This window comes from Streptomyces sp. NPDC012637, assembly GCF_042954805.1.
In the GTDB taxonomy this organism is placed as follows: Bacteria; Actinomycetota; Actinomycetes; order Streptomycetales; family Streptomycetaceae; genus Streptomyces.
In genome coordinates this window covers 1,380,048-1,403,898 of sequence record NZ_JBIBDS010000001.1, presented here as the reverse complement: position 1 = coordinate 1,403,898, position 23,851 = coordinate 1,380,048, and the positions used below count along the sequence as shown (strand labels likewise).

At 72.5% G+C, this 23,851-nt stretch carries 20 protein-coding genes; 13 read left to right on the top strand and 7 right to left on the bottom strand.

The features are described 5' to 3' along the window. Positions 1-79: 79 nt before the first annotated feature. Positions 80-1,348, bottom strand: coding sequence for a ricin-type beta-trefoil lectin domain protein (locus ACFY8W_RS06340; RefSeq protein ID WP_391100905.1), 1,269 nt, complete (start codon positions 1,346-1,348; stop codon positions 80-82). A gap of 395 nt (positions 1,349-1,743) precedes the next feature. On the opposite strand from ACFY8W_RS06340, the gene ACFY8W_RS06335 reads away from it, so the two are divergent. Beyond that, complete coding sequence (locus ACFY8W_RS06335) at positions 1,744-4,851, top strand: glycoside hydrolase family 3 N-terminal domain-containing protein (protein ID WP_391100903.1); 3,108 nt, start codon at positions 1,744-1,746, stop codon at positions 4,849-4,851. Positions 4,852-4,962: 111 nt separating this feature from the next. Here ACFY8W_RS06335 and ACFY8W_RS06330 read toward each other — a convergent pair whose 3' ends face one another. Together ACFY8W_RS06330 and ACFY8W_RS06325 are read right to left on the bottom strand one after the other, a co-directional pair. Next, positions 4,963-7,392: a helix-hairpin-helix domain-containing protein gene (locus ACFY8W_RS06330; RefSeq protein ID WP_391100901.1), complete on the bottom strand. Its 2,430-nt coding sequence runs from the start codon at positions 7,390-7,392 to the stop codon at positions 4,963-4,965. Between the two features lie 104 nt (positions 7,393-7,496). Next, positions 7,497-8,360, bottom strand: a complete 864-nt coding sequence (locus tag ACFY8W_RS06325) for a hypothetical protein (RefSeq protein ID WP_391100899.1) — start codon at positions 8,358-8,360, stop codon at positions 7,497-7,499. 126 nt (positions 8,361-8,486) lie between these two features. On the opposite strand from ACFY8W_RS06325, the gene ACFY8W_RS06320 reads away from it, so the two are divergent. Together ACFY8W_RS06320 and ACFY8W_RS06315 are read left to right on the top strand one after the other, a co-directional pair. Continuing rightward, positions 8,487-9,524 carry a DJ-1/PfpI family protein gene (locus tag ACFY8W_RS06320; protein ID WP_391100897.1) on the top strand — a complete coding sequence of 346 codons (1,038 nt, stop codon included), beginning with the start codon at positions 8,487-8,489 and terminating at the stop codon, positions 9,522-9,524. 31 nt (positions 9,525-9,555) lie between these two features. Next, positions 9,556-10,200, top strand: coding sequence for a DJ-1/PfpI family protein (locus tag ACFY8W_RS06315; protein WP_391100894.1), 645 nt, complete (start codon positions 9,556-9,558; stop codon positions 10,198-10,200). A gap of 7 nt (positions 10,201-10,207) precedes the next feature. On the opposite strand, the gene ACFY8W_RS06310 is transcribed toward ACFY8W_RS06315, so the two are convergent. After that, positions 10,208-10,951, bottom strand: coding sequence for an enoyl-CoA hydratase-related protein (locus tag ACFY8W_RS06310; protein WP_391100892.1), 744 nt, complete (start codon positions 10,949-10,951; stop codon positions 10,208-10,210). A 65-nt stretch (positions 10,952-11,016) separates the two neighbouring features. Between ACFY8W_RS06310 and ACFY8W_RS06305 the strand changes: the two genes are divergently transcribed. Together ACFY8W_RS06305 and ACFY8W_RS06300 are read left to right on the top strand one after the other, a co-directional pair. Beyond that, positions 11,017-11,673: a DUF308 domain-containing protein gene (locus tag ACFY8W_RS06305; protein WP_391100889.1), complete on the top strand. Its 657-nt coding sequence runs from the start codon at positions 11,017-11,019 to the stop codon at positions 11,671-11,673. A 130-nt stretch (positions 11,674-11,803) separates the two neighbouring features. Continuing rightward, positions 11,804-12,331, top strand: coding sequence for an ATP-binding protein (locus ACFY8W_RS06300; RefSeq protein WP_391100887.1), 528 nt, complete (start codon positions 11,804-11,806; stop codon positions 12,329-12,331). On the opposite strand, the gene idi is transcribed toward ACFY8W_RS06300, so the two are convergent. From idi to ACFY8W_RS06285, 3 genes are all read right to left on the bottom strand, one after another. Next, on the bottom strand, positions 12,297-12,905 hold the full coding sequence (gene idi, locus ACFY8W_RS06295; protein ID WP_391100885.1) for an isopentenyl-diphosphate Delta-isomerase: 609 nt from the start codon (positions 12,903-12,905) through the stop codon (positions 12,297-12,299). The two genes, ACFY8W_RS06300 and idi, sit on opposite strands and share 35 nt — an antisense overlap. Positions 12,906-13,046: 141 nt before the next feature. Continuing rightward, complete coding sequence (locus ACFY8W_RS06290) at positions 13,047-14,306, bottom strand: GNAT family N-acetyltransferase (RefSeq protein ID WP_391101747.1); 1,260 nt, start codon at positions 14,304-14,306, stop codon at positions 13,047-13,049. A 226-nt stretch (positions 14,307-14,532) separates the two neighbouring features. Further along, positions 14,533-15,474 (bottom strand): cation diffusion facilitator family transporter, encoded by a 942-nt coding sequence (locus tag ACFY8W_RS06285; RefSeq protein ID WP_391100883.1) that lies wholly within the window; start codon positions 15,472-15,474, stop codon positions 14,533-14,535. A 409-nt stretch (positions 15,475-15,883) separates the two neighbouring features. Between ACFY8W_RS06285 and ACFY8W_RS06280 the strand changes: the two genes are divergently transcribed. From ACFY8W_RS06280 to ACFY8W_RS06245, 8 genes are all read left to right on the top strand, one after another. Then, the gene (locus ACFY8W_RS06280) at positions 15,884-17,698 is read left to right on the top strand and encodes a DUF5941 domain-containing protein (protein WP_391101745.1); all 1,815 of its coding nucleotides are present in this window, start codon (positions 15,884-15,886) and stop codon (positions 17,696-17,698) included. Then, the gene (locus tag ACFY8W_RS06275) at positions 17,695-18,444 is read left to right on the top strand and encodes a sugar phosphate nucleotidyltransferase (RefSeq protein WP_391100881.1); all 750 of its coding nucleotides are present in this window, start codon (positions 17,695-17,697) and stop codon (positions 18,442-18,444) included. The genes ACFY8W_RS06280 and ACFY8W_RS06275 overlap by 4 nt, the downstream gene beginning before the upstream one ends. Continuing rightward, positions 18,432-19,493, top strand: coding sequence for an iron-containing alcohol dehydrogenase (locus ACFY8W_RS06270; RefSeq protein ID WP_391100878.1), 1,062 nt, complete (start codon positions 18,432-18,434; stop codon positions 19,491-19,493). The genes ACFY8W_RS06275 and ACFY8W_RS06270 overlap by 13 nt, the downstream gene beginning before the upstream one ends. Beyond that, on the top strand, positions 19,471-20,250 hold the full coding sequence (locus ACFY8W_RS06265) for a CDP-alcohol phosphatidyltransferase family protein (protein WP_391100876.1): 780 nt from the start codon (positions 19,471-19,473) through the stop codon (positions 20,248-20,250). Before ACFY8W_RS06270 ends, ACFY8W_RS06265 begins: the two co-directional genes overlap by 23 nt. 23 nt (positions 20,251-20,273) lie before the next feature. Further along, positions 20,274-21,146 (top strand): glycosyltransferase, encoded by an 873-nt coding sequence (locus tag ACFY8W_RS06260; RefSeq protein ID WP_391100874.1) that lies wholly within the window; start codon positions 20,274-20,276, stop codon positions 21,144-21,146. Positions 21,147-21,196: 50 nt separating this feature from the next. Beyond that, positions 21,197-22,126 (top strand): ABC transporter permease, encoded by a 930-nt coding sequence (locus ACFY8W_RS06255; protein ID WP_391100872.1) that lies wholly within the window; start codon positions 21,197-21,199, stop codon positions 22,124-22,126. Next, a complete protein-coding gene (locus ACFY8W_RS06250) occupies positions 22,119-22,904 on the top strand; it encodes an ATP-binding cassette domain-containing protein (RefSeq protein ID WP_391100870.1) in 786 nt (261 codons plus the stop codon). The genes ACFY8W_RS06255 and ACFY8W_RS06250 overlap by 8 nt, the downstream gene beginning before the upstream one ends. 130 nt (positions 22,905-23,034) lie before the next feature. Beyond that, positions 23,035-23,676, top strand: a complete 642-nt coding sequence (locus ACFY8W_RS06245) for a WHG domain-containing protein (protein ID WP_391100868.1) — start codon at positions 23,035-23,037, stop codon at positions 23,674-23,676. Positions 23,677-23,851 lie beyond the last annotated feature (175 nt).

Sequence of the window (23,851 nt, the reverse complement as noted above, 5' to 3'; positions counted from 1 at the left end):
GTCGCGGGACCGGACGTCCGTGACCGGGCACCCGGGGTCCGTGACCGGGCATCCGGGGGCCGGAGGCGCGTCCGAGGACTCAGCCCACCGTCCACTTCTGGGCCGCTGTGCCGTTGCAGGTCCAGATCTGCAGCCGGGTGCCGTTGGCCGTGTTGCTGTTCGGGACGTCGAGACACTTGTCCGCGGCGACGTTCACGATGTCCCGGGCCGCTTCGACGCGCCATTTCTGGGCGCCGGTGCCGTTGCAGTCGTACAGCTGGAGCTTTGCCCCGTCCGCCGTCGAACCGGCCGTGACGTCCAGGCACTTGCCGAGCGCGCGGATCGAGCCGTCGCCGTACACGGTCCACTTCTGGGCCGCGGTGCCGTTGCAGTCGTAGAGCTGTACCGGCGTGCCGTTGGCGGGGTCGGCCCCGGCCACGTCGACGCACTTGCCGCCGAGGCCGGTGATCGGTCCGCCGCCGGACGGCGGGGCCGGCTGGGCGTCGGTGACCCGCACGTAGTCGACGGTCAGGGTGTTCGGCATCGGCGTGCTGCCGTCGGGGTCGCCCGGCCAGTAGCCGCCGACGGCGAGGTTGAGGATGAGGAAGAACGGGTGGTCGAACACCCACTGGCGGCCGCCGAGATCGGCCGGGGTCCTGGTCTGGTAGGTGACGCCGTCGACCTTCCACACCAGCTTGTCCGGCGCCCACTCGAGACGGAAGGTGTGGAAACCGTCCGCGAAGGGCGAGCCGATCGAATAGCCGGCGCCGATGCCTCCGGAGCCCGAGTAGCCCGGGCCGTGGATGGTGCCGTGCACGGTGTTCGGCTCGAAGCCGACGTTCTCCATGACGTCGATCTCGCCGCTCTGCGGCCAGCCGACGCTGCCGATGTCGTTGCCGAGCAGCCAGAACGCGGGCCACATGCCCTGGCCGCGTGACATCTTCAGGCGGGCCTCGAAGGTGCCGTACGTCTGGGTGAACCTGCCGGCCGTGTTGAGCCGGGCCGAGGTGTACTCGCAACGGCCGTACCAGCAGTTGTAGTTGCCGGGGTTCTCCCGCCGTGCGGTGATCACCAGGTTGCCCTGGCCGTCGTGCACGGCGTTTCGGGTCGAGTTGGTGTAGTACTGCCGCTCGTGGTTGTTCACGTTGTCCCCGGTCTCCAGGTTCCACTTGGAGCCGTCGACCGGAGTGCCCGCCGGGGCGTTGAACTCGTCGCTGAACGTGGTGGCCTGGACGGCGACGTCGCCGGACGGCGACGTCGGCACGGCCGCGGCGGTCTGCGCCGCGGGGCTCACCAGGGCGGCCAGCGTGGCGCATCCGAGGCCGAGGGCGAGGAGCAGGCGTGATCGTCGAGAGGGAGGTGCGGACATCGTTGTCACCGCCGACAGTGGGGGGAGGGTGCCGTGGACGGCAACGAAGGCTGCCATGGTCCGGACCGGGTCGACAAGACCTTGCGTCAAATCCGGCCTCAACCCGCCTGGTGTGTTCGGGAGTTGTACGCAGGAGGGGTTGACGGGAATCGGGCGCCTCCATAACTTCACAGCTTGAAGAAAGCCTTGCCGTCTCGTGGGAGCAGGTGACCCCCGTCGAAGGGTCTGTCAGGTGCATTGCAAACGAGCGTCCCTCGGCCGGCGCCCGCCGCGCGCGCCCGCGCCGACGCCGCCTCGCCGCCCTCGTGACCGGCGCCCTCCTGCCGAGCCCGGCCGAGAACCGGTAGGTGCCACCTCCCGATCCACCCCTCTTCGCCCTCTCCACAGGAGACCGCATGCCGCACCCGCACCCGCGTCATCGAAGAAGGACGAGCGTCATGACGCTCGCCGTCGCCCTCGCCACCACCGTCCTCGGCGGGCTGCTCGCCGGCGCGGTGCCCAGCGCCGCCGCCCCGGCCGCCGAGGACGACCCCGCGCCCCGCGCCGTCGACCGCTTCGAGGGCGAGGTCCCGTTCGCCGGGCCGCCCGCCGAGGGCCTGTTCACCTGGGGCAGCGACACGGACGACCACCCCGCGCTCACCCTCGCCGAGCGCGCCGACGCCCCCGAGGGCGCCAAGGTCCTCGAGGGCCGCTACGACATCAGCGGCTGGGGCGGTTTCACCCACGACTTCGCCTTCGCCGAGCCGGCACGGGACTGGACCGCGCACAAGGGCATCCGGTTCTGGTGGTACGGCCAGAACACCGCCCCGCTGCCGCCCGGCTCCGGCAAGCGGATCAACTTCGAGATCAAGGACGGCGGAGCGAACGGCGAGGCGTCCGAGCTCTGGACGACCTCCTTCACCGACGACTGGGAGGGCTGGCACCTCGTCGAGATCCCCTTCTCCGAGTTCCGCTACCGCGCGGACTACCAGCCCGTCGGCGGCATCGACCAGGTCCTCGGCCTCGACCGGATGTGGGGCTACGCGCTCACGCTGCCCACGGGTGCGCCGGGCCGCTTCGCCCTCGACGGCGTCGAGCTGTACGGCAAGGCCGACCCGGTCCAGAACACCCGGGTCGTGACGGGCCGGGTGGTGCACCCCGTGGACGAGGGCGGCACCGCCCGGATCGACGTCTCGGTCGCCACGACGGCCGCCCGGCCGACCGGTGAGCCGGTCACGGTCGCGTACACGACGGACGACGGCGGTCCGGCGACGCCCGGCACGGACTACGAGCCGGTCAGCGGCACCGTCGTCTTCCCCGCCGGGACGCCCTCGGGGACGACGCGGTCCATCGCCGTGCGGACGCTGAAGGACCGGACCGGCGAGGAGGCCGAGACGATCCCGGTGAAGCTGACGGTCCAGGGCGCGAAGGCGCCCGAGGAGACCCCGGTCGTCGCGGTGAACGCACACGGACTGCCGTACCTGGACACGCGGCTGCCGGTGCGGAAGCGGGTCGCGGACCTGCTCTCGCGGATGACCCTGCAGGAGAAGGCCGGCCAGATGACCCAGGCCGAGCGCAACGCCCTGCGCTCGCCCGGCGACATCGCCGGCTTCCACCTCGGCTCCCTGCTCTCCGGCGGCGGCTCGGTCCCGACGCCCAACACCCCCGAGGCGTGGACGCGGATGGTCGACGCGTACCAGCTGCGCACCCGTGCCACCCGGCTGCAGATCCCGCTCGTCTACGGCGTGGACGCCGTGCACGGGCACAACAACGTCGTCGGTTCGACGATCATGCCGCACAACATCGGCCTCGGAGCCACGCGCGACCCCGGTCTCGCCGCCCGCACCGGCGCCGTCACGGCCAAGGAGGTCCGGGCCACGGGCGTGCCCTGGGACTTCGCCCCCTGCCTGTGCGTGACCCGGGACGAACGCTGGGGCCGCTCCTACGAGTCCTTCGGCGAGGACCCGGCGCTCGTCACCGCCATGGAGACCGTGATCGAGGGGATGCAGGGCGCGGCGGACGGCCGGGACCTCGACCGCGACGACAAGGTGCTGACCACCGCCAAGCACTTCGTCGGTGACGGCGGTACGGCCTTCGGCTCGTCGACCACCGGCTCGTACACGATCGACCAGGGCGTCACCCGGGTCACCCGTCAGGAGCTGGAGGCCGTCCACCTCGCGCCGTTCGCCGAGTCCGTGCGGCACGGCGTGGGCACCGTCATGCCCTCGTACTCCTCGCTCGACGTCCTCGGTGACGACCAGGGCCCCGTGAAGATGCACGCCAACGCCGAGATGATCAACGGTGTGCTCAAGGACCGGATGGGCTTCGAGGGCTTCGTCATCAGCGACTGGCAGGCCATCGACCAGATCCCCGGGGACTACCCGAGCGACGTGCGCACCTCGGTCAACGCCGGCCTCGACATGATCATGGTTCCGACGAACTACCAGGAGTTCACGCGGACCCTCGTCGCCGAGACGCAGGCGGGCCGCGTCCCCACCGCCCGGATCGACGACGCGGTCGCCCGGATCCTCACGCAGAAGTTCCGCCTGGGCCTCTTCGAGAAGCCCTACGCGGACACCACCCACCTGGCCTCCGTCGGCTCGGCGGAGCACCGCGCGGTGGCACGGAAGGCGGTGGCCGCCTCGCAGGTGCTGCTGAAGAACGCGGGCGGCGTGCTGCCGCTCAAGCCGGCCCAGAACGTGTACGTGGCGGGCTCGAACGCGGACGACCTCGGCAACCAGGCAGGCGGCTGGACCGTCACCTGGCAGGGCGCCCCGGGCCGGACGACGACCGGCACCACGATCCTTGAGGCCATGCGGAACTCCGTCGAACCGGGGACGACGGTCACCTACTCCAAGGACGCCTCCGCGCCCACGGCGGGACACGCCGTCGGCGTGGTCGTGGTCGGCGAGACGCCGTACGCGGAGGGCGTGGGCGACGTCGGCAACGGGCACGACCTGGAACTGGGCGCGGCCGACAAGGCGGCCGTCGACCGGGTCTGCGCCGCCATGCCGTGCGCGGTCCTCGTCGTCTCCGGCCGTCCCCAGCTCATCGGGGACCGGCTGCCCGCGATCGACGCCCTGGTGGCGTCGTGGCTGCCCGGCACGGAGGGCGACGGCGTGGCCGACGTCCTGTACGGCCGCGAGCCCTTCACCGGACAGCTGCCGGTCAGCTGGCCGAGGGCGGAGGACCAGCTGCCGCTGAACGTCGGCGACGCGCGCTACGACCCCCAGTTCCCGTACGGCTGGGGCCTGACCACGCTCCGCGGCACACCGCGGGGCGGGGAGCCCGCCCTGCGGGCGATCGGCCTGGCCGCCCGGGTCCTCCAGAAGGCCGGCCGCGGGGACTCGGCCGCGGCCCGGCACCTCGTCGGCCGGGCCCGGCTGATCGTCCAGGACCGCATCGGGCAGGACATCGCGGAGGCGTCGGCGAAGCCGTTCGCCGACGCGGACCATCTGCTGCTGAGTGGTGACGCGGTGGGCGCGGTCGCCAGGCTGACCGAGGCCTACCGCGCGGCGGGCTGACCGGAAGCCCACCCGTGACGGCCCGCCGGGGCGACCGCTGCCACGGCAGCGCGTCGGCCCCGGCGGGCCCCGGCCGGGCCGGCGGTGGCGGTCCCGGCGGACCGGCCGCCGTCAGCGCTTCCCGCGGCGGCCGCGGTCGCCCGAGCCGCCCTCGTTCAGCAGGCCCGCCTTGCGAAGGGCGTCGGCCATGGCGCTGTTCGAGGGCGCAGGGGCCTGGGTCCGGTCGCGGTTGCGGTCGCCGCCACCGGCAGCACCGCCGCCGCCACGGCGCTGCTGCGGCGGGCGGCCGCCCCGGCCGTTCCGGTCGCCGCGATCGGCGCGCTTCGGCGCACCCGGCTCCGAGCCGGAGGCCGCCGCCTCGTCGTCGAGGCGCAGCGTCAGCGAGATCCGCTTGCGCGGGATGTCGACGTCCAGGACCTTCACCTTGACCACGTCGCCCGGCTTCACCACGTCACGCGGGTCCTTGACGAAGGTCTTCGACATCGCCGAGACGTGCACCAGGCCGTCCTGGTGGACGCCGATGTCGACGAAGGCGCCGAACGCGGCGACATTCGTGACGACGCCTTCGAGGACCATCCCGGAGGACAGGTCGCCGATCTTCTCGACGCCCTCCTTGAAGGTGGCCGTACGGAACGCCGGACGGGGGTCGCGGCCCGGCTTCTCCAGCTCCTTCAGGATGTCGGTGACCGTCGGCAGGCCGAAGGTCTCGTCGACGAAGTCGTCCGCGCGCAGCGAGCGCAGCACGCCGGTGTTGCCGATCAGAGCCGCGACCTCGCCGCCCGCCGTCTTCACCATGCGGCGCACCACCGGGTACGCCTCAGGGTGCACCGCCGACGCGTCCAGCGGGTCCTCGCCGCCGCGGATGCGCAGGAAGCCCGCGCACTGCTCGTACGCCTTGGGGCCGAGCCGCGCCACGTCCTTCAGGGCGCGGCGGGAGCGGAAGGGGCCGTTGGCGTCGCGGTGGGCCACGATGTTCTCGGCGAGGCCCGCCCCGATCCCGGACACGCGCGAAAGGAGCGGCGCGGAGGCCGTGTTGACGTCGACGCCGACGCCGTTCACACAGTCCTCGACGACCGCGTCGAGGGAGCGGGAGAGCTTCACCTCGGACAGGTCGTGCTGGTACTGGCCGACGCCGATGGACTTCGGGTCGATCTTCACCAGCTCGGCGAGCGGGTCCTGCAGCCGTCGCGCGATCGACACCGCGCCGCGCAACGACACGTCCAGGTCCGGGAGTTCCTGCGAGGCGAAGGCGGAGGCGGAGTAGACCGAGGCGCCGGCCTCGGACACCATCACCTTCGTCAGCTTCAGCTCCGGGTGCCTGGCGATGAGTTCACCGGCGAGCTTGTCGGTCTCGCGCGACGCGGTGCCGTTGCCGATGGCGACCAGCTCGACCGCGTGCTCCTTCGCGAGCCGGGCCAGCTTCGCCAGCGACTCGTCCCACTTGTTCGCCGGGACGTGCGGGTAGATCGTGTCGGTGGCGACGACCTTGCCGGTCGCGTCGACGACCGCGACCTTCACTCCGGTACGGAAGCCCGGGTCGAGGCCCAGCGTCGCCCGGGTGCCGGCCGGGGCCGCGAGCAGCAGGTCCCGCAGGTTGGCCGCGAAGACCCGTACGGCCTCGTCCTCGGCGGCGGTGCGCAGCCGCAGCCGCAGGTCGATGCCCAGGTGGACCAGGATGCGGGTGCGCCAGGCCCAGCGGACCGTGTCCAGGAGCCACTTGTCGCCGGGCCTGCCCCGGTCGGCCACGCCGAAGCGGGCCGCCACGATCGGCTCGTACGAGGAGGTCGCCCCGGCCGCCGCGGTGGTGTCGGAGGGCTCCTCCGGCTCCAGCTCCAGGGTGAGCACGTCCTCCTTCTCGCCGCGGAGCATCGCGAGGATCCGGTGCGAGGGCAGCGCCGTGAACGGCTCGGCGAAGTCGAAGTAGTCGGCGAACTTCGCGCCCGCCTCCTCCTTGCCCTCCCGGACCCTGGCGACCAGCCGGCCCCGGCCCCACATGCGCTCGCGCAGCTCGCCGATCAGGTCGGCGTCCTCCGAGAACCGCTCGGTGAGGATGGCCCGGGCGCCCTCCAGGGCCGCCGCCGGGTCCGCGACGCCCTTGTCGGCGTCGACGAACGCGGCCGCGGCGGCGAGCGGTTCCACCGACGGGTCGCCGAGCAGCCCCTCCGCCAGCGGTTCGAGACCGGCCTCGCGGGCGATCTGCGCCTTGGTCCGCCGCTTCGGCTTGAAGGGCAGGTAGATGTCCTCCAGGCGTGCCTTGGTGTCGGCGGCCCGGATCTGCGCCTCCAGTTCGGGCGTCAGCTTGCCCTGCTCGCGCACCGAGTCGAGGACGGCGGTCCGCCGGTCCTCCAGCTCGCGCAGATACCGCAGCCGCTCCTCCAGGGTGCGCAGCTGCGCGTCGTCGAGCATCTCGGTCGCTTCCTTGCGGTAGCGCGCGATGAACGGCACGGTCGAACCGCCGTCGAGCAGTTCGACGGCCGCCTTCACCTGTCGCTCGCGTACGCCGAGTTCCTCGGCGATCCTTGCCTCGATGGACGTCGTCACGATGTCCGACCCGCCTTCTCGTGCCTCAAGCTTGCGGATGCATTCTGCCGGGTCGATCACCCGTACGCGGCAACCGACCCGCCCCGGCCTCGTCCCCGCGTGCCTCAGACCTTGCCGGTGAGGTCCGCCGGGAACGCGCCCGCGCCCACCGCCGCCACCAGGAAGCCCTTCGTCAGCTCGGTCAGCCTGGCGGTTCCCTCGGCTCCGAGGTGCTCGTACGGCGCGGCGTCCAGGCGGTCCGTCGCCTCCTCCAGGGACTCGCGCAGGGCCGCGCCCGCCTCGGTGAGCTCGCCTTCCGCGTCGAGCAGCCCGCGTCCCCGCAGCCGCTCCACGGCGCCTTCCCAGTCGGCGCGGCCCCAGCCGCGGGTACCGAGGACCCAGCGCGGGGACATGCCCTTGCCGGTCGCGGTGTGGCTGGCGAGCGCCTCCACCGGGTCGAGGCCCGCGCTGAGCAGCGCCACGACGTGGCCGTCGCCGCGGTGCTCGCGCAGCAGCGTCGTGGCGTGCCAGAGCCGCAGGTGCGCGGCGTCCGGCACGGGCAGGTCGGCGTTGCCCGAGTACAGCGGGCGGGCGTGCCGGGTGCAGGCCTCGGCGGCGCGCATCGCGAGGTCGGCGGCCTCGGCCATCTCCGGGGAGGCGACGGCGTCCTCGCCGAGCAGCCGGCGCAGGGTGGTGTCCATGGCCCGCAGCCGGGCGTCGAGGACCTCGGCGGGGGAGGCGGTCTCCCAGACGGCCGGCAGGTGCCGGGCGAGGAAGCCGTGGTTGTAGTTGTAGAAGGTCGCGGCGACGGTTCCGGCGCCCACGGCGCCGAGCGGGGCGCTGCGCGCCGCCAGCCGGATCGCGCTGCCGTCCTCGAAGCCCAGCTCCTTGAACACCACGTCCAGGTCGGGGGAGAAGAACAGGGTCGCGTGCAGCAGGTTGACCGGGTGGGCGCAGCGGCGGGCGGCGCGGGGCGGCAGAGTCGTCATGGAGCGGCACCTTACCTACCGGTCGGTACGGTGGGAATCCCGGGGCGTGTGACGTCCGCGGCCATGGCAGGAAAGGTGGGGTGTTCGTCATTGCGGACGCCCGGCGGGGGCGCGAAGGATGGAGGCATGACGCAGCGACCCGTCCTGGTCGTCCTCTTCGACGACGTGCAGAGCCTCGATGTCACCGGCCCGGTCGAGGTGTTCGCCGGTGCCTCACGCGCCGTCGGTGCCTCGGGTCCGGGCGAGTCCGCTCCCTCCGCCTCACGCTCCGCCGGAGCCCGGTGCTCCGGCGGCCGTCGGGCCGGTTATCCGATCCGTACGGCCTCGCTCGACGGCGGCCCGGTCCGCAGCCACAGCGGACTGCGGCTGCTCCCGGACACCTCGCTCGCGGAAGCCGTCGCCGACGGGCCTCCGCACACCCTGCTCGTCCCCGGCGGCGAGGGCACCCGGAGGCCCGACCCGGCGCTCGTCGACTGGCTGCGCCGGTACGCCCCGCAGGCCGAACGGCTGGTCTCGGTCTGCACCGGGGCCCTGCTGCTCGCCGAGGCCGGGCTGCTCGACGGCCACCGTGCGACCACGCACTGGGTCGCCTGCGACCACCTCGCCCGCTGCTATCCGGAGGTCGACGTCGACCCCGACCCGATCTTCGTACGGGACGGCCGCGTCTCCACCTCCGCCGGCGTCACCGCCGGGATCGACCTCGCGCTCGCCCTCGTCGAGGAGGACCTGGGCCGCGAGGTCGCCCTCAGCGTCGCCCGCCACCTCGTCGTCTTCCTGCGCCGCCCGGGCAACCAGGCCCAGTTCAGCGCCCAGCTCGCCGCGCAGACCGCCCGCCGGGAACCGCTCCGGGACCTCCAGACCTGGATCACCGAGCACCCGGACGGCGACCTCTCCGTCGAGGCGCTCGCCGCCCGAGCCCGGCTCTCGCCGCGGCACTTCGCCCGGGCCTTCCTCGCGGAGACCGGCACGACCCCGGGCCGCTACGTCGACCGCGTACGGCTCGAACACGCCCGCCGGCTCCTGGAGGACTCCACGGACGGGGTCCAGGAGGTGGCCCGGGCCTCCGGGTACGGCACCCCGGAGGCCATGCGCCGTGCCTTCGTGAAGGCGCTCGGCACCGCGCCCGCCGACTACCGCCGCCGTTTCCACGCACCCGTCAACTGACACGTTCGTCAACCGAGAGGGACCACCAGCAATGCAGATCGCCGTCCTGCTCTACGACCGCTTCACCGCACTCGACGCCGTGGGCCCCTACGAGCTCCTCGCCCGGCTGCCCGGCGCCGAGACCGTCTTCGTCGCCAAGGAGCCCGGCCCCGTCCGGGGCGACCAGGGCAGCCTCGCGCTCGTCGCCGACAAGGCCCTCGCGGACGTGCCGCGACCCGACATCGTGCTCGTCCCAGGCGGCCCCGGCTCCCGCGAGGCGATGCACGACCCGGAGCTCCTCGCCTGGCTGCGCACCGCCGACGCGACCAGCACCTGGACCACCTCGGTGTGCACCGGCTCGCTGGTGCTGGGCGGCGCCGGGCTGCTCGACGGCCGCCGCGCCACCTGTCACTGGCTGGCCCTCGACGAGCTCACGGTGCTCGGTGCCGAGCCGACGGGGGAGCGGGTGGTCTTCGACGGCAAGTACGTCACGGCCGCCGGTGTCTCCTCCGGCATCGACATGGCCCTGCACCTGCTCGGCCGGATCGCCGGCGACGCGACCGCGCAGACCGTCCAGCTGCTCACCGAGTACGACCCGCAGCCGCCGTACGACGCGGGCTCGCCCGAGAAGGCCCCGGCCGAGATCGTCGCCCACTGGCGCGGCCAGGCCGAGAAGGTCCTCGTCCAGGAGTCGTAGCAGCGGCTCAGCGTCCGTAGGTGAACCGGGCCGTGCGGCCCTCCAGGAAGGCGGCGACACCCTCCGCGGTGTCGCCGCTGCCGCGCGCCTGCTCCGCCCAGTGCTCCTCCCGGCCTGCGCGGCCGTCGGCGAACTCCTTGGCGGCGGCCTGGGTGAGCAGCGAGCGGGAGACGAGCGTACGGGTGAACTCGGCGACCCGCTTGTCGAGTCCGCCGGCCGGGTGCACCTCGTCGACCAGACCGGTGCGCAGCGCCCGCTCGGTGTCGATGAACTCGCCGGAGAACAGGAGGTACTTGGCGGCCGAGGGGCCGACGAGGGCGGTGAGCCGGCGGGTGGAGGAGGCCGGGTAGACGATGCCGAGCTTCGCCGGCGTCACCCCGAAGCGCGCGCCCTCCTCGGCGAACCGCAGGTCGCAGGCGGCCGCGAGCTGGCTGCCGCCGCCGACGCACCAGCCGCGCACGGCGGCCAGGGTCGGCTTGGGGAAGGCGGCCAGCGCTTCCTCGGCGCGCACGGCGAGGGCCTGCTGCTCGTCACCCGGTTCGCGCAGCGTCGAGATGTCGGCGCCGGCGCAGAAGGTGTCGCCCGCGCCGGTGAGCACCAGGGCGCGCACCGCCGGGTCGGCGGCCAGCGGGGCGAGCAGCCCCGGCAGGGACCTCCACATGCCGGCGGTCATGGCGTTGCGCTTGGCGGGGTTGGCGATGACGACGGTCGCGACCTCGTCGACGACGCTCACGGTCAGCTGCGGCTCCATGCGCCGGATGCTATCCGGGGACCCCGTACGTACGATCGGGAAGGGGGTGCGAGGAGGAGACGCCCATGGCCCGCGAGGACCTGCCCCCGGAGCACCTGACGGGGGACGAGCGCAACGCACTGCGCCGTGAAAGGAAGAAGCTCCGCCGCAGCTTCGGCTGGCTCACCGCGCTCGGGATCCTGCTGGTCCTCGGCGGGATCGTCGGCCTGGTGTACACCGGCGTGGCCACCCTCACCTCGATGCTGCTGTTCGGCTGGCTGCTGCTGATCGGCGGGATCGTCGGTCTGCTGCATGCCGTCGAGTCGCGCGGATCCAGCTACTTCTGGCTCGCGGTGGTGGTCGCGGCGCTGAACATCGCGGCCGGGGTGGTCGTCATCCGGCACCCGGAGGGCTCGGCGGAGGCGCTGACGATGTTCGCGGCGCTGCTCTTCCTGACGGGCGGCCTGTTCCGGCTGGTGGGCAGCGTGGTGGTGCGCGGTCCGCAGTTCGGCTGGACCCTGGTCCAGGGCGCCTTCGGGCTGCTGCTGGGCATCCTGGTGCTCGTCGACTGGCCGGACAGCAGCCGGTACGTGATCGGGGTGTTCTTCTCGCTGGCGCTGCTCTTCGACGGTCTGGGTCTGATCGCGATGGGGGTGGGGGGCCGTCGTATCGTGCATATGGTCACACCGCCGGCCGCTCCTCCGAAGATGTCAGCGGAGGATCAGGAGCAGTCGAACAACTGACGTTGGCATACTCACCCGATCAGAAGTCGGTCGATAAGTGTCGACTTCTGGTCAGTAGCCAGAGGTGTGCCAAGGGATTCCCAAGACTCGACCCGTGGCGACAATCGAGCACGAGGGCGGGAGCCGGACTATGGAGAGCCGCGGGAGCGTCCCCGCCCGGCCACCGTCCTACGAAGGGGTCTGGCGGTTCACCGCTCCCGCGGTCGACGTCTCGGTGCCGCAGGCCCGGCACGCCGTCCGCGACCTGCTGGTCCGGCAGAGCGTCCCGGTCCACGACGACACCGTGCAGGGACTGCTTCTCATCGTTTCCGAGCTGGTCACCAACGCGGTCAAGCACGCCGCGCTGCTCTCCCCGGAGATAGCGGTGGAGGTGGCCATCGGGGCGGAATGGGTACGGGTGTCCGTCGAGGACAACCATCCCTACCGTCCGAAGGCCCTGGAGGCCGACTGGGGCCAGACCGGCGGTCGCGGTCTGCTCCTCGTCCGGGAGATCGCCCGCGAGTCCGGCGGCGCCTGCGACGTCGAGCACACCGCGGGCGGCGGAAAGATCATCTGGGCGGCGCTGCCCCTGAACCCGTTCGTACCGAGTCAGGGGCCCGCGGGACCGCCGGCCGAGCCCGGGGTCACCAGCCCCCGGACGGACCCGTCAGCTCCCTGATCGCCGGCCGCGCCGCGTCGAGCACCGTCATGAACCAGGCGGAGAACGGCGCGGCCGCGTGCCGCTCGGCGAGTTCGGCCGCGGTCACGAAGGCGGTCTCCCCGACCTCCTCGGGATCCGGCCGCGGGCCCGCCTGCACCAGGCCGACGAACAGGTGGTTGAACTCCTGCTCCACCAGACCCGAGGCCGGGTCCGGGTGGTTGTAGCGGACCGTGCCGGCCTCCGCGAGCAGCGAGGGGGACACGCCCAGCTCCTCGAAGGTGCGCCGGGCGGCGGCCGCGAACGGCGCCTCGCCCGGGTAGGGGTGGCCGCAGCAGGTGTTGGACCACACTCCGGGGGAGTGGTACTTGCCCAGCGCGCGCTGCTGCAGCAGCAGCCGTCCCGTCTCGTCGAAGAGGAAGACCGAGAACGCGCGGTGCAGCTGCCCCGGCGCCTGGTGCGCGGCGAGCTTCTCCGCCGTACCGATCGTGACGCCGTCCTCGTCGACCAGTTCGAGCATGATCGGCGCCTCGGCCTCGGTCGGCCGCACGCCGTTCGACGAGCTGTGAGCCACGGTGGCTGATGTGGTCGGCATACCCATCCTTCGCTTCGGTCCTCGCCCTGAGGGGCCACCTCAGTCTGCCGTACAAAACCGGCTTGTCCGTACTTCGGCGGCCGGACATGACCGCTCCCACCGCACCGGAGTACACCCGGCGCGGCGGGAGCGGCCGGCGCGTCAGACCCCGAAAGCCGCCGGATACGAGATCGTGCCCCTGGTGACGGGCCCGGAACCGTCCAGGCCGAGCGCCATCATGGCTTCGTCCGGAACCGCGAAGGCTGGCTTGATCCCGTACGCGGACGCACGTACGAATCCGAACCGCGGGTAGTACTCCGGATGGCCGAGCACCAGCACGAGCCGCTCCCCGCGCAGCCGCGCCGCGTCGAGCACCGCCCGTACGACGGCCTGCCCGGCGCCCGTCCGCTGGTGCTCCGGCGCCACCGCGACCGGTCCCAGGGCGGCCGCCGGGACACCGTCCACATGGCACCGGGTGATCAGCGCGTACGCGGCGACCGTGCCGTCCGGAGCCTCCGCCACGTACGAGAGGCCGGGCAGCCACGCGTCCGGGTCCGCGCGCAGCGCGTCCACCAGACCGGCCTCCTCGGGCGTGGGGAAGGCCGCCGCGTTGATCTCCCGCACACGGGCCACGTCGGCGGCGGTCTCCTCACGGGTCGGCCAGCGGGGATCGGCGGGGCGCAGCACGTAACCGGCGTAGCCGTAGTCCCCGCCGTGGTCGCGGCGCAGGGCGATCTCGGCGCGGGCCCCGGCCACCGCCTCGGCCATGCCGGGCAGCGAGGTGTCCGCCGCGTCCGCGTTACGGGCGAGCGGGCCGTAGTACTCGTCCCAGTCGCCCTCGGGCTGCGGGAACGTGCCGAGGACGTGGTAGCCGGCCCCGACGGCCGCCGCCGTGTTCCCGGCGACCGTACGGAGCGGGTAGGCGTCCGCCCAGAAGGCCCGGGCCTCCGGGCCCGGCTCCTCGGTGCTCCAGACGCACTCGGTGAGCACCAGGGTGCCGCCGGGGGCGAGGAGCCTGCGCCACTCGGCGAGCGCCCGGTCGAAGCCGAGGACGAAGACCGAGCTCTCGGCCCAGACCAGGTCGAAGGAACCGTCGGCCAGTTGCTCCAGCGCGCCCATGTCGGCGCGCAGGGTGCGGATCCGGTCGGCCAGACCGCGGGCGGCGGCCGCCGCCCGCAGCTCGGCCAGGAACGGCTCGTGCAGGTCGACCGCCGTGACGTCGGCGCCCGCCTCGGCGGCGAGCAGCAGCGCGGAGCGGCCGGGACCGCAGCCCAGGTCGAGGACGCGCGGCCGCTCGGGCAGCGGACCCGCGAGGGAGAGCAGGCGCCGGGTGGTGGAGTCGGAGCCGGGGCCCTGCCGCGGCAGACCGTGGTGCAGGGCGAAGAAGGCGTCGTGGAGCGCGGTGGTGGTGTCGGTGGTGATGTCGTTGTCGGACAACGTGGGAAACCCTTTGTGAGGGGGTCCCGGCCGACGTCATGACGTGCCGGTGGAAGAACCGGGGATCAGATCAGCCGGAGACCCGGGAGCTGAGGCTGGACCGGGCGGCGCCGCTACGGGCGGCCTCCATCGCGACGGTCATCAACCTCAGCTCCTCTCCACAACGGGTCCGGCAAGTCGTCGTTCCGAGGCTAGCAGGCCGGGTCGGGCCTCAGAGGCAGAGTTTGGCCTCGTGCTCCGCGTGACCGGCCGGCTCGAGCTGGAAGGTGCAGTGCTCGACGTCGAAGTGCGAGCCGAGGCAGCCCTGGAGGTCGTGCAGCATCTTCTCGTGCCCGATCGAGTCCAGCACGTCCGGCTCGACGACCACGTGCGCGGAGAGCACCGGCATGCCCGAGGTGATCGTCCAGGCGTGCAGGTCGTGGACGTCCTCGACGCCCGGCAGGGCGAGTATGTGGGCCCGTACGTCGGCCATGTCGACGCCCTTCGGGGCGGACTCCAGGAGCACGTCCAGGGTCTCCCGCAGCAGCTTCACCGTGCGCGGCACGATCATCAGGCCGATCACGATCGAGGCGATCGGGTCCGCGTACTGCCAGCCGGTGGCCAGGATGATGGCCGCGGAGACGATCACGGTCACCGAGCCGAGCGCGTCGGCGAGCACCTCCAGATAGGCGCCGCGCACGTTCAGGCTCTCCTTCTGGCCGCGCATCAGCAGCGTCAGGGAGACGATGTTGGCGACCAGACCGATCGCGGCGAAGGCGATGGCGAGCCCGCCGCGGGTCTCGGCCGGCTCCAGGAACCGCTGGACCGCCTCGTACAGGACGTAGCCGCCGACGCCGAGCAGCAGCACACAGTTGGCGAGCGCGGCGAGGATCTCGGCCCGCGCGTAGCCGAAGGTGCGGTTGCCCGCGGGCGGCCGGTTGGCGAAGTGGATCGCGAGCAGGGCCATCGCGAGCCCGACAGCGTCGGTCGCCATGTGGGCGGCGTCCGCGATCAGGGCCAGCGAGTCGGCGGCGATGCCGCCGACGATCTCGACGACCATCACGGAGAGCGTGATGCCGAGCGCGATCCGCAGCCGGTTCCTGTACGCCAGGGCCGCGGTACCGCTCGGCGGCGGGCCGCCGTGGCTGTGCCCGTGGTCGTGTCCAGCCCCCATGCAAGGCCTCCCGGTGATGTCGGTCTCTGTGCCCCGATCAGCCAGTGAACTACGGGTGGGGGGTATGTGCAACACGGTACTGAACACCGTTGTCATATGCTCTGACCTGCGGTTCTTCCGGCCGGCCCGGAGTTCGCGCGGACGCGGTTTCCGGAGCTCGCGCGGACGCGGTTTGTAGGGCGGGCCGCCGATCACCCATGATGATCTCCGCGGGGGCGGGGCGCACTCGCGGGGACGCGCGGGGGCCCGGGGGAGTCCGCACCGCGAAACCTCGATGAACTCGCGCTTCCGTTCATCCGATAGCCTCAGCCGACGTGCCGCCGCCCGGTGCCGGGCCGCACACACCGCGCCCGGGGCCGTGCCGTGGGCCGCGCAGGCCCGTCCGCCAGCTCCAAGGAGTGAGTTCGCCCTGTCGACCGCCATCCTCACCGGTCCGCCGGTACCCGGATCGTCGCTCGACGCCGATCTGCGGTCCCTCGGCTTCGACGTCGAGGTCGCCTCCGGTCCGCACGAGGCGGGCGCCCTGCTCGCCGCCGTACCCGCCGGACAGCGTGTCGCCGTCGTGGACCCCCGCTTCGTCGGCCACGTCCACGCCCTGCGGCTCGCGCTCACCGACCCCCGCTTCCCGGCCGCCGCGGTCCCCGGCGCCCTCACCGCCCGGCCCGAGGCCCGCCCCGCGCTCGCGCGCGCGCTCGACGCGCCCGCCGAGGCCGCGCCCGCCGCCCGGGCGACGCACACGGTCGTCGACAACCTCCCCGACACCCTCGCCGCCGCGCTCGACGCCGACGGCGTCGCCGTCCACCGGCCGCAGCTCGGCACGCTGGTCGCCGCCGTGCCCGACGGTCCCGAGGCCCGCCACGAGGCCCGTGCCGCCGTCGAGGCCGTCGACGACGAGGCCGTACGCCTGAAGTCGGCCGTGAAGGCCCACGACGGCTTCTTCACCACCTTCTTCATCAGCCCGTACTCGCGCTACATCGCCCGCTGGTGCGCGCGCCGGGGCCTCACGCCCAACCAGGTCACCACCGCCTCGCTGCTCACCGCGCTGCTCGCGGCCGGCTGCGCCGCCACCGGCGACCGCGCCGGGTACGTCGCCGCGGGCGTGCTGCTCCTGGTCTCCTTCGTCCTCGACTGCACCGACGGGCAGCTCGCCCGCTACGCGCTCAAGTACTCGACGATGGGCGCCTGGCTCGACGCCACCTTCGACCGGGCCAAGGAGTACGCCTTCTACGCCGGTCTGGCCCTCGGCGCCGCCCGGAACGGCGACGACGTCTGGGCCCTCGCGCTCGGCGCGATGGTCCTGATGACCTGCCGGCACGTCGTGGACTTCTCCTTCAACGAGGCCAACCACGACGCCACCGCCAACACCAGCCCCACCGCGGCCCTCTCCAGCAGGCTCGACAGCGTCGGCTGGACCGTGTGGGCCCGGCGCATGATCATCCTGCCGATCGGCGAGCGCTGGGCGATGATCGCCGTCCTCACCGCCGTCACCACCCCCCGGATCGTGTTCTGGGCGCTGATCGTCGGCTGCGCCTTCGGCGCCTGCTACACCACCGCGGGACGCGTGCTGCGCTCGCTCACCCGCCGGGCGGCCCGCACCGAGCGCGCCTGCCGGGCCCTGGCGGACCTGGCCGACTCGGGCCCGCTCGCCGAGTTCCAGGCCCGGCTGCTGCGCGGGCGGGCCGGAGCCGTCGGCCCCCTCTTCGTCGCCGCGCTCGGCGCCGCCGTGATGATCGGCGGCGCGCTGTACCTGCCGTTCGGCGACGTCCGCCTGATCCCGGTCGCCGTGATCTACGCGATGACCGCGGGCCTTGCCGTCGCCCGCCCGCTCAAGGGCGCCCTCGACTGGCTCGTCCCGCCCGTCTTCCGCGCCGCCGAGTACGTCACCGTGCTCGCGCTCGCCGCCAAGGCCGACTCCGCGCAGGCCCTGCCCGCCGCATTCGGGCTGGTCGCGGCGGTCGCCTACCATCACTACGACACGGTGTACCGCATCCGCGGCGGCACCGGCGCGCCGCCCGCCTGGCTGGTGCGCACCATCGGCGGCCACGAGGGACGCACGCTCGTGGTGACCGTACTCGCCGCCCTGCTGGCGAACCGCGGCAACGACTTCACCTCGGCCCTCACCGCGCTCGCGGTCGCCGTGGGCCTCGTGGTGCTCGTGGAGTCCATCCGCTTCTGGGTGTCCTCCGGAGCACCCGCCGTACATGACGAAGGAGAGACAGCATGATTGGCCTCGTACTGGCAGCCGGTGCCGGACGGCGTCTGCGCCCCTACACCGACACGCTTCCGAAGGCCCTCGTGCCCGTGGACCCGGCGGGTGACGGTTCTCTCACCGTGCTCGACCTCACGCTGAAGAACTTCGCCGAGGTCGGCCTCACCGAGGCCGCGATCGTCGTCGGCTACCGCAAGGAGGCCGTGTACGCGCGCAAGGAGGCCCTGGAGGCCAAGTACGGCATCCAGCTCACCCTCATCGACAACGACAAGGCCGAGGAGTGGAACAACGCCTACTCCCTGTGGTGCGCCCGTGAGGTCCTCAAGCGCGGTGTGATCCTCGCCAACGGCGACACGGTCCACCCGGTCTCCGTCGAGAAGACGCTGCTCGCCGCCCGCGGCAGCGGCCAGAAGATCATCCTCGCCCTCGACACGGTGAAGAACCTCGCCGACGAGGAGATGAAGGTCGTCACCGCCGAGGGCAAGGGCGTCCAGAAGATCACCAAGCTGATGGACCCCGCCGACGCCACCGGCGAGTACATCGGCGTCACCCTGATCGAGGCCGAGGCCGCCGAGGAGCTGGCCGACGCGCTGAAGGCCACCTTCGAGCGCGACCCCGACCTGTACTACGAGGACGGCTACCAGGAGCTGGTCAACCGCGGCTTCACCGTCGACGTGGCCCCCATCGGCGACGTCAAGTGGGTCGAGATCGACAACCACGACGACCTCGCGAAGGGCCGTGACATCGCGTGCCAGTACTGACCCGGCTCATTCCCTCGCCGGTCGTCGTCGACATCCGCGGAGGAGCGCTGGACGACCTGTCCGCGCTCCTCGCGGACCAGCGGATCTCCAGCAACGGCCGGATCGCCGTCGCCATCAGCGGCGGCTCCGGCCTGAAGCTGCGTGACCGCTTCGCCCCCGAGCTGCCGGACGCCGACTGGTACCCGGTCAGCGGCGGCACCATCGACGAGGCCGTCCGGCTCGCCGATTCCATGCGCGGCAAGCGGTACGACGCGGTCGTGGCGCTCGGCGGCGGCAAGATCATCGACGTGACGAAGTACGCGGCGGCCCGGGTGGGCCTGCCGCTGGTGGCCATCGCCACCAACCTGTCGCACGACGGGATCTGCTCGCCCATCTCCACCCTGGACAACGACAACGGCCGTGGCTCCTACGGTGTGCCCACCCCGATCGCGCTGGTCATCGACCTGGACGTGATCCGGGACGCGCCGATCCGGTTCGTCCGCTCCGGCATCGGCGACGCGATCTCCAACCTCTCCGCCATCGCCGACTGGGAGCTCTCCCACCGCGAGACCGGCGAGAAGGTCGACGGCCTGGCCGCCGCCATGGCGCGCAGCGCCGGCGAGGCGGTCCTCCGCCACCCCGGCGGCGTCGGGGACGACGACTTCCTCGTCACCCTCTCCGAGGGCCTGGTGATGTCCGGCATCGCCATGTCGATCAGCGGCGACAGCCGCCCGTCCTCGGGCGCCTGCCACGAGATCAGCCACGCCTTCGACCTGCTCTACCCGACCCGGGCGGCCAGCCACGGCGAGCAGTGCGGCCTCGGCGCGGCCTTCGCGATGCACCTGCGCGGGGCCCGCGAGGAGTCCGCGCAGATGGTCGAGACCCTGCGCCGGCACGGCCTGCCCGTGCTGCCGGAGGAGATGGGCTTCACCGTCGACGAGTTCGTCCGGGCCGTCGAGTTCGCCCCGCAGACCCGTCCGGGCCGGTTCACCATCCTCGAACACCTCGACCTGTCCACAGACCAGATCAGGGACGCGTACGCCGACTATGCCAAAGCCATCGGTAGCTGAACTCCGACCTGTCGTCCACCCGCCGGGCGTCAAGGACCGGCGGAGCGGCGAACACTGGGGCGGGCGCCTGTACATGCGGGAGATCTCGCTGCGGATCACCCGCCACCTGGCGACCACCCGCGTCACGCCCAACCAGCTGACCTACCTGATGACGCTGTCCGGCGTCCTCGCCGCGCCCGCGCTGCTGGTGCCCGGCATCTGGGGCGCCGTGCTCGGCGTGGTCGCGGTCCAGGGCTATCTGCTGCTCGACTGCGTCGACGGCGAGCTGGCCCGCTGGAAGAAGCAGTACTCGCTCGCCGGCGTCTACCTGGACCGGGTCGGCGCGTACCTGTGCGACGCGGCCGTGCTCGTCGGCTTCGGCCTGCGCGCCGCCGACCCGTGGGGCGGCGGCCGGATCGACTGGCTGTGGGCCTTCCTCGGCACCCTCGCCGCGCTCGGCGCCATCCTGATCAAGGCCGAGACCGACCTGGTCGGCGTCGCCCGTCACCAGGCCGGAATGGCGCCGGTCAAGGAGTCGGCCGCCGAGCCGCGCTCCTCCGGCATGGCGCTGGCCCGCCGGGCCGCCGCCGCGCTCAAGTTCCACCGGCTGATCCTGGGGATCGAGGCCTCCCTGCTGATCCTGGTCCTGGCGATCGCCGACCAGGTCCGGGGCGACCTGTTCTTCTCCCGGCTCGGCGTCGCCGTGCTCGCCGGCATCGCGCTGCTGCAGACCGTGCTGCACCTGGTGTCGATCCTCGCGTCCAGCAGGCTCAAGTGAGGCCGGCCGTCATGACCCGGCCGATGAGACTGGGCGCGGTCGTCATCACCATGGGCAACCGCCCCGACGACCTGCGCGCGCTGCTCGACTCGGTCGCCCGGCAGGACGGCGACCCGGTCGAGGTGGTCGTCGTCGGCCAGGGCGTGGAGATCACCGGGCTGCCCGAGGGCGTCCGCACGGTGAGCCTGCCGGAGAACGTCGGCATCCCGGCGGGGCGCAACATCGGCATCGAGGCCTTCGGACCCGGCGGCACCGACGTCGACGCGCTGCTCTTCCTCGACGACGACGGCCTGCTCGCGAACACCGACACCGCGGAGCTGATCCGCCAGGCCTTCACCGCCGACCCCCGGCTCGGCATCATCAGCTTCCGGATCGCGGACCCGGAGACCGGGCTCACCCAGCGCCGGCACGTGCCGCGGCTGCGCGCCTCGGACCCGATGCGCTCCTCGCGGGTGACCACCTTCCTGGGCGGCGCCAACGCGGTGCGCACCAAGGTGTTCGCGGAGGTCGGCGGGCTGCCGGACGAGTTCTTCTACGCGCACGAGGAAACCGATCTCGCCTGGCGGGCCCTCGACGCCGACTGGATGATCGATTACCGTTCCGACATGGTGCTGCTGCACCCCACCACCCCGCCTTCCCGTCACGCGACGTACCACTTCAACGTGGCCCGCAACCGGGTGTGGCTGGCGCGCCGCAATCTTCCCGCACCCCTGGTGCCGGTCTATCTCGGCGTCTGGCTGCTGCTCACGCTGGCGCGGCGTCCCTCCGCATCCGCCCTCCAGGCGTGGTTCGGCGGTTTCCGGGCCGGCTGGCGGACTCCGTGCGGTCCGCGGCAGCCGATGAGGTGGCGTACGGTGTGGCGGCTGACCCGACTGGGACGCCCGCCCGTCGTCTGACATCGTGGGTACCCGACTTGCCGCGCATCCCGAACACGAAAGTTTCGACTGTGAGTGACACATCCCAGGACGGTGGGGTCGTGACGAGCGCCCGACCGTCCGCCGACGACGGCCTGAGCCCGGCCGAGCTGGCGGCCAAGTACGGGCTCGCCGTCAGCGGCGCCCGGCCGGGTCTCGTGGAGTACATCCGGCAGCTGTGGGGCCGGCGGCACTTCATCCTGGCCTTCTCCCAGGCGAAACTCACCGCCCAGTACAGCCAGGCGAAGCTCGGCCAGCTGTGGCAGGTGGTGACGCCGCTGCTGAACGCGCTGGTCTACTTCCTGATCTTCGGTCTGATCCTCGAAGCGGACCGGGGCATGTCGCGGTCGGTGTACGTCCCGTTCCTGGTGACCGGTGTGTTCGTGTTCACCTTCACCCAGAGCTCGGTGATGGCCGGCGTGCGCGCGATCTCGGGCAACCTCGGCCTGGTGCGGGCGCTGCACTTCCCGCGCGCCTCGCTGCCCATCTCCTTCGCGCTCCAGCAGCTCCAGCAGCTGATGTTCTCGATGCTCGTGCTCATCGCCATCGCGGTGGCCTTCGGCAGCTACCCGTCGGCGAGCTGGCTGCTGGTCCTCCCGGCGCTGGTCCTGCAGTTCGTGTTCAACGCGGGCCTCGCCTTGATCGTGGCGCGCATGGGCGCCAAGACCCCGGACCTCGCGCAGCTGATGCCGTTCATCATGCGCACCTGGATGTACGCGTCCGGCGTCATGTTCTCGATCCCCGTGATGCTGGAGGACAAGCCGGCCTGGATCGCCGACATGCTCCAGTACAACCCGGCGGCGCTCCACATGGACCTGATCCGGTTCGCGCTGATCGACGGCTACGGCGGCTCCAACCTCCCGCCGCACGTCTGGCTCGTCACCCTCGCCTGGTCCGTGGTGATCGGCGTGGGCGGCTTCGTCTACTTCTGGAAGGCCGAGGAGAGGTACGGCCGTGGCTGACACCAACGAGGGCCGGGTGCCCACCGTCATCGCGGACAACGTCCACATCGTGTACCGGGTCAACGGCGGTGGCGGCGGCAAGGGCAGCGCCACCGCCGCGCTCAGCCGCATCATCCGGCGCCGCAAGGGCCAGTCCGACCGCGGGGTGCGCAAGGTGCACGCCGTCCGCGGCGTGTCCTTCACCGCCTACCGCGGCGAGGCCATCGGCCTCATCGGCACCAACGGGTCCGGCAAGTCGACCCTGCTGCGGGCCATCGCGGGCCTGCTGCCCACCGAGAGCGGCAAGGTCTACACCGACGGCCAGCCCTCGCTGCTCGGCGTCAACGCGGCGCTCATGAGCGACCTCACCGGTGAGCGCAACGTGATCCTCGGCGGTCTCGCCATGGGCATGGGCCGCGAGGAGATCAAGAGCCGTTATCAGGACATCGTCGACTTCTCCGGCATCAACGAGAAGGGCGACTTCATCTCGCTGCCGATGCGGACGTACTCGTCCGGCATGGGCGCCCGGCTCCGCTTCGCCATCGCCGCCGCCAAGCAGCACGACGTCCTCATGATCGACGAGGCGCTGGCCACCGGTGACCGCAAGTTCCAGATCCGCTCCGAGGCGCGGATCCGCGAGCTGCGCAAGGAGGCCGGCACGGTCTTCCTGGTCAGCCACAGCAACAAGTCGATCCGCGACACCTGCGACCGCGTGCTCTGGCTGGAGAAGGGCGAGCTGCTCATGGACGGCCCGACCGACGAGGTCATCGCCGCCTACGAGCGCGAGACCGGCAAGTAGCCGCACCACCGCGCACCGCCCCCGCCGATCCGATCGGTGGGGGCGGTTTCGTGTTCACAGACGTCCGGTTTTCGCGCGTCGAGCACCCGCCCGGAATGTTCATGCGGTCAACATCGGGCAGGATGAGCGCATGGCAGCGATCTCGGGAGGCAAGACCTACCACCACGGCGACCTGCGCAACGCCCTCATCTGCGCGGCCGTCGATCTCGCCACCGAAGGGGGTCCCGAGCGCGTCGTGCTGCGCGAGGCCGCCCGCCGGGTCGGCGTCTCGCCCACCGCCGCCTACCGGCACTTCGAGGGCCGCGGCGAACTCCTCGCCGCCGTCCGTGACCACGCCAGGCGGGCCCTCGCCGACTCCATGGAGCGGGCCGCCGCCCGCGTCCCCGGAGCCGACGACCAGGCGCTCGCCGCCGAGGCCCGGCTCGCCGCCCTCTGCCGCGGTTACGTGGCCTTCGCCGTCGAGCAGCCCGGCCTCTACCGGTCCGCCTTCGGCGCGCCGCGTACCGCCGGGGACCCGGACGCCGGCCCCGAGGGTGGCGCGGGCGAGGTGCGCGCCTTCACCCTGCTCACCGACGCGCTTACGGCCCTCGCCGCGACCGCCCGGCCGCCGCGCGCCTCCCGGCCCGCCGCCGACGCGGCCGCGTGGTCCGCCGTGCACGGACTGTCCCTGCTGCTCCTCGAAGGGCCGCTGCGCCGGCTGCCGGCCCAGCGCCGGGACGACGTGGTCGACTCCACCCTCGCGATGGTGGTCTCGGGCACCCGCGTCCCCTGACGGACGGCGATTCGAAAGAAACGTCAAGGAAGTGTGAACTTCCGCTCTCGCCGGGAAGGTTGACGGACCCGCCGGTGTTGTCGACAGGCGCCCGGGCCCCCGGCGCGGCACGATACCTCGTACAACGTAAGCTGTACCGGTCTGTTTCGCGGCAAGTGGGGCGATACCCCTCGGC

Bases quoted from the DNA above. Each gene is read 5' to 3' on its own strand.
- ACFY8W_RS06340 (WP_391100905.1), bottom strand. From the start codon at position 1,348: ATGTCCGCACCTCCCTCTCGACGATCACGCCTGCTCCTCGCCCTCGGC.
- ACFY8W_RS06315 (WP_391100894.1), top strand. From the start codon at position 9,556: ATGCAGATCGCCGTCCTGCTCTACGACCGCTTCACCGCACTCGACGCC.
- idi (WP_391100885.1), bottom strand. From the start codon at position 12,905: ATGCCGACCACATCAGCCACCGTGGCTCACAGCTCGTCGAACGGCGTG.
- ACFY8W_RS06275 (WP_391100881.1), top strand. From the start codon at position 17,695: ATGATTGGCCTCGTACTGGCAGCCGGTGCCGGACGGCGTCTGCGCCCC.
- ACFY8W_RS06335 (WP_391100903.1), top strand. From the start codon at position 1,744: ATGCCGCACCCGCACCCGCGTCATCGAAGAAGGACGAGCGTCATGACG.
- ACFY8W_RS06260 (WP_391100874.1), top strand. From the start codon at position 20,274: ATGAGACTGGGCGCGGTCGTCATCACCATGGGCAACCGCCCCGACGAC.
- ACFY8W_RS06285 (WP_391100883.1), bottom strand. From the start codon at position 15,474: ATGGGGGCTGGACACGACCACGGGCACAGCCACGGCGGCCCGCCGCCG.
- ACFY8W_RS06305 (WP_391100889.1), top strand. From the start codon at position 11,017: ATGGCCCGCGAGGACCTGCCCCCGGAGCACCTGACGGGGGACGAGCGC.
- ACFY8W_RS06310 (WP_391100892.1), bottom strand. From the start codon at position 10,951: ATGGAGCCGCAGCTGACCGTGAGCGTCGTCGACGAGGTCGCGACCGTC.
- ACFY8W_RS06245 (WP_391100868.1), top strand. From the start codon at position 23,035: ATGGCAGCGATCTCGGGAGGCAAGACCTACCACCACGGCGACCTGCGC.
- ACFY8W_RS06265 (WP_391100876.1), top strand. From the start codon at position 19,471: ATGCCAAAGCCATCGGTAGCTGAACTCCGACCTGTCGTCCACCCGCCG.
- ACFY8W_RS06300 (WP_391100887.1), top strand. From the start codon at position 11,804: ATGGAGAGCCGCGGGAGCGTCCCCGCCCGGCCACCGTCCTACGAAGGG.
- ACFY8W_RS06320 (WP_391100897.1), top strand. From the start codon at position 8,487: ATGACGCAGCGACCCGTCCTGGTCGTCCTCTTCGACGACGTGCAGAGC.
- ACFY8W_RS06325 (WP_391100899.1), bottom strand. From the start codon at position 8,360: ATGACGACTCTGCCGCCCCGCGCCGCCCGCCGCTGCGCCCACCCGGTC.